General features: G+C 42.2%; 11 protein-coding genes and 1 riboswitch. Of the genes, 5 read left to right on the top strand and 6 right to left on the bottom strand.

The genetic code is table 11. The annotated features are described in order from the left end of the window. Positions 1–42 precede the first annotated feature (42 nt). The 6 genes from AOG26_RS16250 to AOG26_RS16225 form a co-directional block, all read right to left on the bottom strand. Positions 43–1,047, bottom strand: coding sequence for a hypothetical protein (locus AOG26_RS16250; protein ID WP_054563471.1), 1,005 nt, complete (start codon positions 1,045–1,047; stop codon positions 43–45). After that, positions 1,047–1,988, bottom strand: a complete 942-nt coding sequence (locus AOG26_RS16245; RefSeq protein WP_054563470.1) for a hypothetical protein — start codon at positions 1,986–1,988, stop codon at positions 1,047–1,049. The genes AOG26_RS16250 and AOG26_RS16245 overlap by 1 nt, the downstream gene beginning before the upstream one ends. Positions 1,989–2,200: 212 nt before the next feature. After that, a complete protein-coding gene (acnB, locus tag AOG26_RS16240) occupies positions 2,201–4,798 on the bottom strand; it encodes a bifunctional aconitate hydratase 2/2-methylisocitrate dehydratase (RefSeq protein ID WP_054563469.1) in 2,598 nt (865 codons plus the stop codon). Positions 4,799–5,080: 282 nt separating this feature from the next. Next, on the bottom strand, positions 5,081–6,151 hold the full coding sequence (locus AOG26_RS16235; RefSeq protein WP_054563468.1) for an OmpA family protein: 1,071 nt from the start codon (positions 6,149–6,151) through the stop codon (positions 5,081–5,083). A gap of 466 nt (positions 6,152–6,617) precedes the next feature. After that, positions 6,618–8,030, bottom strand: coding sequence for a protein adenylyltransferase SelO (locus tag AOG26_RS16230; protein WP_054563467.1), 1,413 nt, complete (start codon positions 8,028–8,030; stop codon positions 6,618–6,620). A gap of 8 nt (positions 8,031–8,038) precedes the next feature. Next, positions 8,039–8,734, bottom strand: a complete 696-nt coding sequence (locus AOG26_RS16225; protein WP_054563466.1) for a DNA-3-methyladenine glycosylase I — start codon at positions 8,732–8,734, stop codon at positions 8,039–8,041. Between the two features lie 183 nt (positions 8,735–8,917). Continuing rightward, positions 8,918–9,114: riboswitch (Lysine riboswitch) on the top strand. Positions 9,115–9,251: 137 nt separating this feature from the next. On the opposite strand from AOG26_RS16225, the gene dapA reads away from it, so the two are divergent. The 5 genes from dapA (at position 9,252) to AOG26_RS16200 (ending at position 14,444) form a co-directional block, all read left to right on the top strand. Continuing rightward, positions 9,252–10,136 (top strand): 4-hydroxy-tetrahydrodipicolinate synthase, encoded by an 885-nt coding sequence (gene dapA / locus AOG26_RS16220; protein ID WP_054563465.1) that lies wholly within the window; start codon positions 9,252–9,254, stop codon positions 10,134–10,136. A 14-nt stretch (positions 10,137–10,150) separates the two neighbouring features. Continuing rightward, entirely contained in the window at positions 10,151–10,891 is a 741-nt protein-coding gene (locus AOG26_RS16215) for a 2,3,4,5-tetrahydropyridine-2,6-dicarboxylate N-succinyltransferase (RefSeq protein WP_054552405.1), read from the top strand. Then, positions 10,891–12,096 carry a PLP-dependent decarboxylase gene (locus tag AOG26_RS16210; protein WP_054563464.1) on the top strand — a complete coding sequence of 402 codons (1,206 nt, stop codon included), beginning with the start codon at positions 10,891–10,893 and terminating at the stop codon, positions 12,094–12,096. The genes AOG26_RS16215 and AOG26_RS16210 overlap by 1 nt, the downstream gene beginning before the upstream one ends. 5 nt (positions 12,097–12,101) lie before the next feature. Continuing rightward, positions 12,102–13,220 (top strand): succinylglutamate desuccinylase/aspartoacylase family protein, encoded by a 1,119-nt coding sequence (locus tag AOG26_RS16205; RefSeq protein WP_054563463.1) that lies wholly within the window; start codon positions 12,102–12,104, stop codon positions 13,218–13,220. Between the two features lie 186 nt (positions 13,221–13,406). Further along, positions 13,407–14,444, top strand: coding sequence for a phospholipase A (locus AOG26_RS16200; RefSeq protein ID WP_054563462.1), 1,038 nt, complete (start codon positions 13,407–13,409; stop codon positions 14,442–14,444). Positions 14,445–14,451: the final 7 nt, after the last annotated feature.

The following is a 14,451-nucleotide window of genomic DNA, read 5'->3' as shown; positions in this document are numbered from 1 at the left end:
ACGTTGATAAAAAGCCACAGCGAACTGTGGCTCTTGGTTTACTCAATTAATTGCTTTTCTTACTTGTTGAAGCTGCTCCTGAAAAGAGAGGCCTCTCAGATCACCCAAACCAGCAGCCATGGTCAATGCATAAATTTCACTTTCTAGACTCAGCATGTGCGCTTCAACAGTGTCTTTATCAATAGCCGATTTTTGGGCTAAGTACTCAGCATAGAGACTATTAATACGATCGATTTGTAATGACAATAAAGCAGCTTGTTGTTTAATTTGCTCGTACTCACGATAGTTAGCTTTACTAAATGTTTCACCTTGCTCTAATTGTTTTCGAACGTCCTGATAAACTGTCGGAAATATATCGACTTTTTTTGAGTTAGCTAGCCCATAAATTTTTTCGATATACTGAGAGAAATAAAACTGTACAACGGCGTCTTTTTCTAAATCAATGAGTTGCTCTAATAGCTTAGGTACATACTCAGCAACTTGCTGCTCTTGCCCGTCAATGAGCATTTCCTTTAATTGTTGATGTTGCTTATCGAGCTCTCGATAACGCTTTTCATAAGATGTTTCAGCATCCAATTGATCTAAAATGGAGAATTCATCTCTAATTGGCTGTAAAACCGATGTGATCCTTTGCTTGGCAAGCTGCGCTTCAGTAACCAAGGAAATGACCTCCTGACTTTGAGACATGACTTCATCTGCAACCGTATCAGATGAGAATAGTGACGCACTTTTTAAAGCATGTTCAGGAGCTAAACGCAGTTCATTAAACTCAGGCTCAAGCACCGCCCATACTTTACGAGCCTTAGCTACACGCTCCTCATCAAATTGCGCTAAGTTATCCGTATCTATTTGGTTATAAGCTGTCAGTGCTTCTTGGAAGACACTTTGGGCTTTTTCATAGGCTGCCTGTATTTGTTCGGGGGTCGCCTGTTCTTCACCTGTAATACTACTCGCAAGAGAACCTAAATCTTGCTGAACCGAGTTAATGGTTTTACATCCTGATAAAGAGAATAAAAGTAATGAGCTAATTATGGCGAACTTGTTCATTAATAGCTCCACTGCAAACCAACTGCAAAAGACACATTACTATATTCGACTTCAGGTACGCGCAGACGTTGACCATTTTCAAGATTCTTAGTCACTATATCGCGAGATTTGTATTGCGCATCAATACCGCCCATTAACGCAATATGTGACATTATTTGATAACGTAGCCCAACTCGTCCTAACACACCCCAGCCATTAAAACTGTCGGTTAATGTAGTTGTTTCAAATTGAGTATTTTGAATTTCAGAGTACATGGGTGTACTCAATTCAGCTTCTGCATACCAGCTGTACTTATTAAAACTGTCTTTTAAACGACTATCGTAACGGGCACCTAAAGTAAGCAATATACCCATTTGATCTTCTGACACAGAGACCACGGGGCGTAGCTGGGAGTTATAATCTTGTTGGTCGCCCACATTGTTCGCGTTATTCATACCCGGTAAGGTAAAACGAGCGGGGTTATCTGGATCATCTGAGATAGCAATCAGTGCCTCATCAAATGCCGCCGCACCTGGTTGCACAAAAGCAAAATTTGAGCGTGTAAAACTAGAAGTAAAAAACTTAGTGCCTAAAGTAAACTGTATGGCTTTTGAAAAATTATAAGCACCTTTAAAACCGATCTCATTCGCTTTTGTTTTAAATGCATTTTCTTGAATATCGCCAAACTCTGCCAAATGCCAAGTTTCAGTTTCAATTTCAGTAGAAATTGTTGCAGCACTTTCAATATAGAATCCCCAATCATCATCGATCCCTGTGTATGATATCTGTCGTATTGCGGGATTGGTCACATCAATTGACTGGCTCAACTTGCCAAACCCTGCTACATCATTAAGAGTTTCACTATAGCTAATCGTTTCAAAACCGAGTCGAACTTCACTAAAAGAGGGGTTAACAGCAAGAGCCGAACCACTAAGGGGGAGTAAAAGAAGAAGTGCTTTCATTGTTCAATTCCTTGATTTGCAAAATCTATGCAGCCAAGAAATGATGCCCGCCTTCCTTGGTTACAATATTAAACACAAAGTTACAACTATTAACTTTTAACAATAATCAGTGTAGACAAATGTATTAATTTTACAAACCAAACTGAACAAAAACTTAATAAAAAAGCCCGCTAGGTGCGGGCTTTTATACTAATAAATTTAATTATTACTAATTATACAGCTTGCTGAACGATCACTTGGTCTGCCTTTTTAGTGTATTGAGGCATACGGTGGAAGTTCAGGTAACGATAAGTATCAGCTGCAGTTGCATTGATCTTATCTGCATACTCTTGGTACTCAGCAGGTGTAGGTAATTTACCTAAGATTGCCGCTACTGCTGCAAGCTCTGCTGATGCTAAGAATACGTTAGCGCCAGTACCTAGACGGTTAGGGAAGTTACGCGTAGAGGTAGAAACAACAGTTGCTTTATCAGCAACACGTGCTTGGTTACCCATACATAGTGAACACCCTGGAGTTTCGATACGTGCACCTACGCGACCAAAGATACCGTAGTAACCTTCATCAGTAAGCTGGTCTTTATCCATCTTCGTTGGTGGTGCAACCCAAAGTTGAGTTGGGATACGACCACTGAAACCATCTAGTAGTTTACCTGCAGCACGGAAGTGACCGATGTTAGTCATACAAGAACCGATGAATACTTCATCGATTTTCTCGCCTGTTACGTCAGAAAGAAGACGTGCATCATCTGGGTCATTTGGAGCACAAAGGATTGGCTCTTTGATGTCTGCAAGATCGATTTCGATTACATGCTTGTACTCTGCATCAGCATCAGCTTCCATAAGTTCAGGGTTAGCTAACCACTCTTGCATTGCATTGATACGACGCTCAATAGTACGAACATCACCGTAACCTTCAGAGATCATCCACTTAAGCATTACGATGTTTGACTCTAGGTATTCAGCAATAGACTCTTTAGAAAGCTTAACAGTACAACCTGCCGCTGAACGCTCAGCTGATGCATCAGAAAGTTCGAAAGCTTGCTCAACAGTTAAGTGCTCAACACCTTCGATTTCTAGTACGCGACCAGAGAATTCGTTGATTTTACCTTTCTTCTCAACAGTAAGAAGACCTTCTTTAATACCGTAGTAAGGGATAGCATGAACTAGGTCACGTAGTGTGATACCTGGCTGCATTTCACCTTTGAAACGTACTAAGATTGACTCAGGCATATCAAGAGGCATTACACCAGTTGCTGCTGCGAATGCTACCGCACCTGAACCCGCTGGGAATGAAATACCTAGAGGGAAACGAGTATGAGAGTCACCACCAGTACCTACTGTATCTGGTAATAACATACGGTTTAACCATGAGTGGATTACACCGTCACCTGGACGAAGTGATACACCGCCACGGTTCATGATGAAATCAGGAAGTGTGTGGTGAGTGTTTACGTCGATTGGCTTAGGATAAGCTGATGTATGACAGAAAGACTGCATTGTTAAATCTGCAGAGAAGCCTAAACATGCTAGATCTTTAAGTTCGTCACGCGTCATAGGACCTGTTGTATCTTGCGAACCAACAGTTGTCATTTTCGGCTCACAGTATTGGCCAGGACGTACGCCAGGCATGTTACATGCTTTACCAACCATCTTCTGAGCTAATGTGAAACCTTTACCAGAATCAGTTACAAGAGCAGGCTTGCGGAAGATATCTTCAGCTTCCATACCTAGTGATGCACGCGCTTTATCAGTTAAACCACGACCGATGATTAGTGGAATACGACCACCAGCACGCACTTCATCAAGAATTACGTCTGATTTAAGAGAGAAAGTAGAGATTACTTCATCAGTACCGTGACGCTTAACAACACCTTCGTATGGGAAGATATCGATTTGGTCACCCATGTTTAGCTCATCAACAGGTAGTTCGATTGGTAATGCACCAGAGTCTTCCATTGTGTTGAAGAAGATAGGAGCGATTTTACCACCTAAACATACACCACCAACGCGTTTGTTTGGTACGTGAGGAATATCATCACCCATGAACCAAAGTACAGAGTTAGTTGCAGATTTACGAGAAGAACCCGTACCAACTACATCACCAACGTATGCAAGAGGTAAACCTTTCGTTTTAAGCTCTTCTAGTTGTGAGATTGGACCAACTTCACCTGGTTTTTCAGGATTGATACCATCACGTTCGTTCTTCAGCATTGCTAAAGCGTGTAGTGGAATATCAGGGCGAGACCATGCATCTGGTGCAGGAGAAAGGTCATCTGTATTTGTTTCGCCAGTTACTTTGAATACGGTAACTGAGATTTTTTCAGCAACTGCAGGCTTGTTTACAAACCATTCTGCATTTGCCCACGATTCGATTACTTGCTTAGCAAACTCGTTACCTGCTTTCGCTTTTTCTTCTACATCATAGAAAGCATCGAACATTAATAATGTGTTTGATAAACCTTTAACAACGATCGGCGCTAACGCTTCGTCATCTAGAAGATCAATCATAGGTGCGATGTTGTAACCACCTAGCATAGTACCAAGTAGCTCAGCTGCTTTTTCTTTTGATACAAGTGGAGAGCTCGCTTCACCTTTTGCAACTGCAGCTAAGAAACCTGCTTTGATGTAAGCAGCATCATCAACACCCGGTGGTACGCGGTTAACTAGAAGATCAACGATAAACTCTTCTTCGCCTGCCGGTGGGTTTTTGATTAATTCAATAAGATCAGCCGTTTGCTGAGCATCTAATGGCGCTGGTACGATACCTAACGCGGCACGTTCTTCTACGTGTTTACGATATTCTTGTAGCACAATATTGCCCTCTTGGTGACGTGAAAGTACTCGGTAGTATTAAGCTAAATACCAATTAAGACCCAGTACTTATAGTATTCTGACGGTTAATTATAAAGCTTTTAAGTATAGATGAAAATCCATGCTGTAAGTAAGGAGTTTAATATTCACTATAAATAGCATGAATAGTACTAGAAAAAAACTCTATTCAAATGAATATTTATTAAGAATCATTCCTATCTACTTTAGAAATGAAAAAACCCAGCACTAGGCTGGGTTTTCAAATTTGCGTAAAGAGTTAGATTAACGCTCTACTTTTACACGCTCAATTACAGTTACTTTCGCTTCAACACGACGGTTTTCAGCGTGAGCTTCTGGCGTATTTGCTGGGTTTTTAAGGCGCTCTTCACCTAAACCAACAGTAGTAAGACGCATTGGATCAATACCGTCTTCGATTAGTTTCTTAGCAACAGCATCAGCACGTTTCTTAGATAACCACTTGTTGTAGTCAGCTTTACCTACTGATGAAGTGTGACCTTCAAGTACTACGTCAGTACCTGGGTGCTCTTTTAAGAACTTAGCAGCGCGGTCAATATCATCTAAGTATTGTTGAGATACTTTAGACGTGTTGTTAGGGAACGTGATTAGTAAGCTCTTAGTTACTTCACGATCTTCATATAATGTACAGCCAGTACCATCAACAGCGTCAGTCATTGGCGTGTTTGCACATTGGTCATCAGCATCAGGGATGTTATCGCCATCGCTATCAACTGGCTCAACCGCAACAGGAACAACTGTTGGAGCAGGTTCAACTGGCTCAGAAGCTGAGCTTTGCGCACCAAAGATATAGCTTAGGCCTAATTTAGCGCCAACATCTGTGTAACCACGGTCAAGACCTTGGTATAAAGATGTTTCAGCGTTAAACGCGAAGTTATCTGTGAAGTAGTGTTGGTAACCAGCACCTACGTTTGCGAACATTAGATCTTCGTCAACCGCATCAAGATTTTTAAGGCCGAAAATACCGTAGAATGGACCACCACCTAAGTGATATAAAGCGTCAATACCGTAACGTTTGCCACTTTCAGTACCGCTAACAGAAGTACCGTCATTTAGATCAGCTTTCCAATCGAAGTCCATGTCAGCGTATTCTAAACGAGCGCTCCAGTAATCACTAAAACGGTAACCTAGCTCTAAACCCCAACCTGTAGAGTCATCAACATCAAGGCCACCTGGAGTGTAGTCGCGGACATTTTCCCAAGAATTATCATAGTAGTCGCCAAATGCGCCGATGTAGAAACCTTGCTTTTCGGCAGCGAAGCTTGAAGCACTAGTTGCAGCAAGTGCTAAAGCAATAGTAAGTGATTTTAATTTCATTGTTTCCTTCCCATTTTCACAATTAAAATTGTAGCTAAGTCAAACCAGCTCAATCAGTTTAAACAGAGTAGTCGACTAATAGTTAATCAAAACTTAACGAACTCGGTACAGAACAAAAATCTTGCCGAGTAATTTCAGTCAATTACCCAAATAATAGGTTATCTAAATAACTTTGCGTAACAATGCCTTTAGATCGCTTTGTTATGATTAGGTGAAAGTCGATTCAGCCTAATCTACTGACTTCAAAACCGATAAAAGTCCATTCCCAATTACATTATTATATTGGTTATTTTTAAATCAACAAGTTGAAAGCAACTTTATTTGTAAATTTTCGTTAAAAAGCAAAACTTTAGTGCTATTTTATTGATATAAATCATAACACTGGCAGCTAACTTGCTCAATCAACGAACACTCAGATTTAAAAAAATGAGCATTTACAATTGTTATCAACCATAAAGATTAACCCTTAAGTACCACAAAAAGTTTGGTAATTACAATCACCTTCCTTCGGAGGTTGATACCATGCCGCAAATTCTTCCTCATACTCATATGGTTTTTGAATAACTTTTAAAAACTCATTGATTGATGAACTAGATCCTGCCTTTTCATACTCAGCCAAGATCATTTCAATATTATGATTACGGGGAATGACTGCAGGATTAACAGCTCGCATTGTGCTGTAACTTTCAGCTGATGTTCTGAGCCTCCATTTTGAAACCCATTCTTTTAAATTAGAATCTATAACAAAGTCTTTCACTAAAGATTCAGTAAGTGCATTAAAAGTATTGGTGTAATCAAGTTGGTGTTGCTTCATTAACCCCAGTAACTCTGAAACTAAAGCATGATCGCCTTCTTGCTGACCAGCTAAGCCTAATTTCTGCTGCCACATAATATTAAATGCATCATTAAATTTAGCAGCAAAACCATTCACAACCGGTGAGAGTTGCTCAACGGCAGCATCTTGATCAGCAAATAAAGGGATTAAGCTTTCAGCTAAACGCGCAATATTCCAATTGGCAATATTCGGCTGATTACCAAATGCATAGCGCCCTTGATGGTCAATCGAACTAAACACCGTGTCTAAGTCAAACTGATTCATCATCGCGCAAGGACCATAATCAATGGTTTCACCGCTAATCAAGGTATTATCGGTATTCATCACGCCATGTATAAAGCCAATTCGCATCCAGCTGATAACGAGCTCAATTTGCTTATCTAGCACGGCGGTTAAAAATTCAATATAACGCTGCTCACCCGTACTGCTAATGTCAGGAAAGTGGCAATTTATTGCGTAGTCGACTAGCTTTTCTAACCCTTCTATATCACCTTGTGTAGCTAAGTATTGAAATGAGCCAACACGAATATGGCTTTTAGCTAAACGAGTGACAACTGCACCCGGGCGAGGTGGCTGGCGATACACTGTTTCACCAGTAGTAACCACTGCTAAACAACGCGTAGTCGCGATACCAAGCGCATGAAGTGCCTCACTCATGATGTACTCACGTACAGCCGGACCAATAGCACAGCGACCATCACCACCACGAGAGAATACAGTTGCTCCTGCGCCTTTTAGCTGTAAGTCCCACAATGTGCCATTGTTATCTGCAATAGCACCAAGCAAATGCGCTCTACCATCACCAAGACGCGGTGAAAAATGACCAAATTGATGACCTGAGTAACCAAGTGCAACCGGTGCAACATCTTTATCTATTGTTGAACCAGATAGTAATTTAGCTAAATATTCGCTGTCGTGTTTAATTTCAAAATTATCAGCTAACTTGTCATTAAATAGCAGTAATTGTGGCTTAGCAACGGCACTCGGCATATCTTTAATAGCAAGCAGTTCACTAATATCTGTGTATCGGGTTTGCAGTTCCATAACTGTCCTTAACGTGTTGCTACACCTACACGATTATCGCCTACACCATAGGCCACTAGTTGGCTTAGAGCCTGCAAGCTGTAACCGCTTTGCTGTTGTAATTCATTGAAAAAATCTTGTGCTGCTTGTAACGATTTCTTAGTTTGTAAGCCGCCATCAATCAACTCATGGGCACGCAAGTAGGCTTCTACATCGCGAGAAAGCAAAAAAGTATCTTTACCAAGCGCTCGCAAAGCGTACGGGCCAGTATTTCCCCCTAGACGCGCACCATGCTTTTTAAGATAGGCCCACAAACCAATAATATTGTCAGTTGGCCAATCTGCAATAAATTGGCTAAAACTGCCATGTTTCTCGGCAACTTCGTGGATCATGTACGCATTTTCAGGGATCGTTTGTACTTTTTTAAAATTACGAACAATTCGCTCATCACTGGCTTTTTGCTCAAGCATATCTGGCGGCATCATCAACAACTTTTCTACGCTGAAATCCCAAAACACATCACGAAAACCAGCCCATTTATTATTGATAACAGACCAATAAAAACCGCTTTGAAAGACTTTACGCGTAAACTCTTCTAACCATAAATCGTCATGCATTTTGGCAATATCAGTATCATCGAGCGGGTTTGATAACAATGCATGCAGCATTTCTTCGCTGCCTTTTCGAGATACGGCTCGCTGATAAATATCGTTAAATTTTTCCATCATTTTTCCAATTTATTTGGTTAACGCTAAGTGTACGTAAAAACACGCTTATACGTAACCATGTTGCAAAATCGGTCACTAAAAAACAAATCCTTCGCCTTGACACCTAGATGGCTAAAATGCTTTAATCGCCGCCAATACCCTATTTAACTATGTTGGCTTTAACCTTTAAAGCGAGCATAAAGGGCTGGAAGAGGTGCGTTATTCAGGTAGCGTATGGGAAGAGCACAGACTCTGTTGATCATACGTGAGGGGAATTAACGCCGAGAAGTAACACCGTTTGTGAGGTGCTTATTTCGGGCGACTGGGCTGAATCCCAGCGACTGTCACCAACAATAGCAAAGCGCTATTGATTAGTTTGGTGGAGAGCTTCTGGTCTTAGTATAATAAGGCCGTCGCGTCTTTATTATTTTAAGCCCATTCGCTCTTCGAATTATACCTTGTTCGAACGACGACATGCGGCTCCATTCAAATGTTCCCGCATAAACTCTTCGAATACCTTATAAGTTCGTGAGAGATGATCAACAATTTTGATTTAAACGACTATCCACTATGGACAGCGCTTGTCACGCCATTTTCTGAATCTGGCGAGGTCGATTACACGGCCCTTGAACAACTGGTTACTGAGCAGCAAGATGCAAATAACGGCATTTTATTGCTTGGCAGTACTGGTGAAGGACTGGCGCTTTCACTCAAAGAGCAACAAGCCATTGTTGAGCATGTTTGCCAATTAGCACCAAGTGTCCCACTCATGGTTGCTGTGGGTGGCATGAACCTTAAGCAACAAATTGCTTGGGTTGAATACTGCAACCAACTACCTATTCATGGCTACCTGTTAGGTTCACCTCTGTATGCAAAACCTGGGGTTGTTGGCCAAACACATTGGTTTGAAAGCCTACTAGAAGCAAGTAACCACCCTTGTATGTTGTATAACGTACCAGGACGCAGTGCAGTTGAGATTTCACCACAGGTGATCAAAAACCTTGCTGAGCACAAAAATCTTTGGGCCTTAAAAGAAGCCAGTGGCGACATTAGCAAATTTGAAGGCTTTAGAACGGCATCACCAACACTGGCCATATTTAGTGGTGACGATGCACTTATGCCATATTTTGCTCAAGCTGGTGCAAAAGGCTTAGTTTCGGTTGCCGCGAATGCTTGGCCGAGTCAAACCCATGAGTTTGTTAAACGTAGTTTAAGTGGTCAATACCCAAATCTATTCACCGATTGGTCGCAAGCAATCCAAAGTTTATTCGCTGTGGCAAATCCAATTCCCGTAAAAGTACTGATGCACCTGCAAGGTAAAATAAATACCCCGCATTTACGTCCGCCGCTTACGCATTTAGAGCTTGAGCAAACAGACAGCATCACCCACGCAAACAACACAATTTTATCTTGGAACTAAAAACAGGTTTTATCATGAGCTGGTTAGAATTATTAAACAACTTAGAATCAGGCGCAGTTCGCGCAGCAACACAAGACGAGAACGGCAACTGGCACGCCAATGTTGAAGTTAAACAAGGCATTTTAGAAGCCTTTAAAAACGGCACTAATACTGAGTTCCCAGGTGGTTTTGTTGATAAGCACAACTTAGCACCACAAGGGTTTGCAGCAGATGCTGGCGTGCGTATGGTACCAGGTGGTAGCAGTGTTCGCCGTGGCGCACACGTTGCCAAAGGCACGATTATCATGCCACCAGCATATGTGAATATTGGCGCGTTCATCGACGAAGGCACGATGGTCGATAGCCACGCATTAGTGGGTTCATGCGCACAAGTGGGTAAAAATGTTCACCTAAGTGCTGCAGTACAATTAGGTGGTGTACTAGAGCCAATTGGTGCTAGCCCTGTGGTTATTGAAGACGACGCATTCATCGGCGCAGGCTGCGTTATTGTTGAAGGTGTGGTTGTGAAAAAAGGTGCTGTACTTGCGCCAGGTGTTCGCTTATCGGCAACTATTCCTGTCTACGATTGCGTTAACGAACGCCAGCTAGACAAAGGTGAAGCCATCCCAGAAAACGCGATTGTGATCCCAGGCTCTCGCCCTGCTTCAAATGCATGGGCTCGCGAGCAAGGTCTAAGCATGTCTTGTGCATTGATCGTGAAATACCGTGATGAACAAAGTGATGCATCATTACTGTTAGAAGAGGTTTTACGTTAATGAGCTTTTTGAGCACGCCCATCAAGCAAGCGGTTGAACAAGTTTCAACACATCTTGATACGCCATTTTTTATCTATGATTTAGATAAATTAACTGCACATTTAAATCAACTGACTGCGCAAACCGATGTGAAACTTTGGTATGCCGTAAAGGCCAACCCACTGTCTCGCATTATTCAATGTTTAGACAGCGCAGGGTTTAACTTTGATGTTGCAAGTAAAGGTGAACTTGAGCAAGTACTTGCTCAAGGCATCGATAGCGAGCGCGTGCTCAACACTGGGCCTGCAAAGAGCCCTAAACAAATTTCACATTTTATTGCTCGCGGCGTACGTACCTTCGTGGCCGAGAGCATTAACCAAGTTCGCTGGTTAAACGAACAAGCAACAAAAGCAAATTGTCAGCTGCAAGTTCTATTGCGCGTACAACTTCGTTGGCCAGACAGCGAAAAGAATCCACTTGGCGGCGATAGCCTTACTCCTTTTGGTTTGGGCTGTGATGAGTGGCAAGCACTGACTGTAAGTGATTACCCAGCTCTTAACTTTGATGGCCTACATATTTTCCAATGGGGCAATATGCTAAGTACTGACAAGCTCGCCGAGCTATGGCGCGCAATGATTGCGCCATTACAACAGCTAGCAAGCTCATTAAATATTAACCTTAATATTCTCGATTTAGGGGGTGGCTTAGGCATACCTTATACTCAAGATGCTAACCGACTCGATTGGTCTGCACTTATCGAGACTCTGGCGGCTATTAAAGCAGATGCCGGTGTCAAAGAGCTTTGGATGGAACTAGGCCGCTATGCGGTGGGCGAATGCGGCCATTACGCAACGCCGGTTGTTGAGCGCAAAGAGAATTACAATCAACAACAAGTGATTTTATCAGGCGGTATTAACCATTTACTTCGCCCTGCTGTAACAAGCCAAGATTTTCCTGCGGCATTACTACGCGAGTCAACGGCTGAGCCTGCGGCAATGACTTTATACGGCCCTCTTTGCACCGCCCTTGATTGCTTAGGTGAGCACCAATTAGCGAGCGATTTAAATGAGCAAGACTGGTTGGTATTCAGCCAATGTGGCGCTTACGGCTTTACCGAAAGTATGCCGTACTTTTTATGTCACGAATTAGCGGCTGAATACATCCTTGAACAAGGCAATATTGAGTGCATTCGTAGCGCTGAAGATGCCAGCTATTATTTAAGGTAATCTCCATGAGTAAAGAGTTAATCAGCCAAGAGAATATTGTGGTTGGCGAGATTGCCAACGGCCTACCTCTAACAATTCCTGTGTATCGCTTAAAAGGCGATGGCACGGGACCAAACGTGTATATACAAGCAAATATGCACGGCGCTGAAGTACAAGGTAATGCAGTAATTTATCAATTGCTTGAGCAGCTAAAATCACTCAAGCTGCGTGGAGATATTACTCTAGTTCCTTATGCTAACCCTATTGGTTGCAACCAAAAATCAGGTGAGTTTACTTTAGGTCGCTTCGACCCAATCACGGGCACCAACTGGAACCGCATGTACCGCTTTAATAAAGCGTTACCGTCACAGATTGCTGAACAGCATAAAGACAGTGATGATGCGACCCTTAAAGCTGCATTTAAACAGGCACTCGTTGCTGACATCGACAGTCAATTAACGGGTCCTGATTACAGCCTAACAACGGGTAAGCGCATTGCTCTTAACTTGCAAAAGCTTGCCCACCAGGCTGATATCGTTTTAGACCTTCACACGGGGCCTATCTCGAGTAAGCACTTATATTGCCCTGAATACGCCAAAGACAGCGCAAGCTACTTCAACATCGAGCATGTGTTACTGATCCCAAGTGATTTTGATGGCGCGATGGATGAAGCGAGTTTCTGCCCATGGTGGTCACTATCTGAAGAGCTTGCCAAACAAGGCCGTGAATTTGCTGTTCAAGTCGAAGCATTCACTGTTGAACTTGGTAGCCAAGAAAAAATCGATTTAAGTGCGGCTTTTGAAGATGCAAATAGCATTTTAAGTTACCTCAATCAAAAAGAGGTATTAGTTGATGCTGCGTATCATCCAAAAGCGATGACACGTTATGCCTGCATGCTTGAAGATTATGTAGCTTACTACGCACCTATGGGTGGCATGGTCGAGTATCTTGCCCCACTGGGTGGCCATATTAAAGCTGGTGAGCCTATCGCCCGCATTTTAAGAATGGAGCGCTACCTTTCTGAGCAGCCGCTACAAACATTAAGTTTTGATAAAGACGCCATTGCTATTTTGCATTTTGCTTCAGCAAGCGTGAATCAAGGTACCGAACTTTATAAGTTTTTTACCAACGTATTTGAGCTATAAGCTCATCCCTTCTCATTGCGTGAGAGTCAACGGCTTATGCCCTTAGGCCGTTACAGCAGGGCTCCAAGCTTAGCTTGGGGCTCTCTATTTACCTAAAATTTCAACAATTCAGTACAAGTTCACGGTTACTTATGTAAAAATCGTTATAATTATACCTACTTACAAGTCTACTGAAAGGGAACTGCAATGGGATGGCGCATTTGGCTGGCAGCAGCTGGCTTATTTTCTGTACCTGTATTTGCTCAAACTGAACAACCACAAACTAACGAACAAGATGACGCGCTAGAACTCGTAAAGCAGTGTATTTTGAACGAAGCGATTGGCGGTGACGGTAAACAAACACTCGAAGAACTTCGTAAAAAATGCTCAGACTTAGACGAGAGTAAAAAGCTCACCGCTTTAGACAAGCGTAAAGCCCGTGAAGAAGTGAGCAAGAAAAACCGTAATGTGATCACCCCACATAAGCGTAACTACATATTACCGCTTTCATATGTATCTAACCCGAATGAACGTCCTTTTGATGGTTTAAAAGATCTTGCTGAGCAAACTGATGGCGAGCCACTTGATAATCTTGAAGTGAAATATCAACTTTCAATTAAAGTGCCTATTTTCGAAGGCTTTTCAGATAAAGATCAGGGCGTATTCTTTGCGTTTACCATGCAATCGTTTTGGCAGTTTTATAACAAAGATATTTCATCACCGTTTCGTGAAACAAACTACGAACCAGAGATCTTCTGGGTGAACTACCTTGATCCTGAGCATGTGCTTTGGGGCGATGAAATGGCAATTGCAATTGGTGCCTCACACCAATCGAATGGCCGCAGCCAGCCTAACTCACGTTCATGGAACCGTATCTATGCCGATTTCCTATGGGAAAAAGATGGCTTTGTTTTTAGCTTTAAGCCTTGGTATCGCATTCCTGAAGATAAAAAGGACGATGAGCTAGAAGCCCGTGGCGATGATAATCCTGATATCTACAAATACATGGGTTACTTTGAGTTTTCAGGTGCATACCGTTACAACGAGCATGAATTTAGCTTTATGACCCGTAATAACTTAAATTCAGATAATCGTGGTGCAATCCAATTAGATTGGTCTTTCCCTCTTTGGGGCCGATTACGTGGCTACGCACAATACTTTAATGGTTATGGCGAGAGCTTGATTGATTACAACGCCGATATTGAACGTTTTGGTGTGGGTATTCTGTTAACTGACTTGCTTTAACTTCAAT

This window comes from Pseudoalteromonas sp. UCD-33C, assembly GCF_001306895.1.
Taxonomy (GTDB): domain Bacteria; phylum Pseudomonadota; class Gammaproteobacteria; order Enterobacterales; family Alteromonadaceae; genus Pseudoalteromonas.
Note: the sequence above shows the minus strand (reverse complement) of the source record. Positions and strands in the feature narration are given on the sequence as shown.

What these genes read in the sequence shown, in the direction of transcription:
- AOG26_RS16250 (WP_054563471.1), bottom strand. Translation starts at nt 1,047, where the DNA reads ATGAACAAGTTCGCCATAATTAGCTCATTACTTTTATTCTCTTTATCA.
- AOG26_RS16245 (WP_054563470.1), bottom strand. Translation starts at nt 1,988, where the DNA reads ATGAAAGCACTTCTTCTTTTACTCCCCCTTAGTGGTTCGGCTCTTGCT.
- AOG26_RS16235 (WP_054563468.1), bottom strand. Translation starts at nt 6,151, where the DNA reads ATGAAATTAAAATCACTTACTATTGCTTTAGCACTTGCTGCAACTAGT.
- AOG26_RS16230 (WP_054563467.1), bottom strand. Translation starts at nt 8,030, where the DNA reads ATGGAACTGCAAACCCGATACACAGATATTAGTGAACTGCTTGCTATT.
- AOG26_RS16225 (WP_054563466.1), bottom strand. Translation starts at nt 8,734, where the DNA reads ATGGAAAAATTTAACGATATTTATCAGCGAGCCGTATCTCGAAAAGGC.
- dapA (WP_054563465.1), top strand. Translation starts at nt 9,252, where the DNA reads ATGATCAACAATTTTGATTTAAACGACTATCCACTATGGACAGCGCTT.
- AOG26_RS16215 (WP_054552405.1), top strand. Translation starts at nt 10,151, where the DNA reads ATGAGCTGGTTAGAATTATTAAACAACTTAGAATCAGGCGCAGTTCGC.
- AOG26_RS16210 (WP_054563464.1), top strand. Translation starts at nt 10,891, where the DNA reads ATGAGCTTTTTGAGCACGCCCATCAAGCAAGCGGTTGAACAAGTTTCA.
- AOG26_RS16205 (WP_054563463.1), top strand. Translation starts at nt 12,102, where the DNA reads ATGAGTAAAGAGTTAATCAGCCAAGAGAATATTGTGGTTGGCGAGATT.
- AOG26_RS16200 (WP_054563462.1), top strand. Translation starts at nt 13,407, where the DNA reads ATGGGATGGCGCATTTGGCTGGCAGCAGCTGGCTTATTTTCTGTACCT.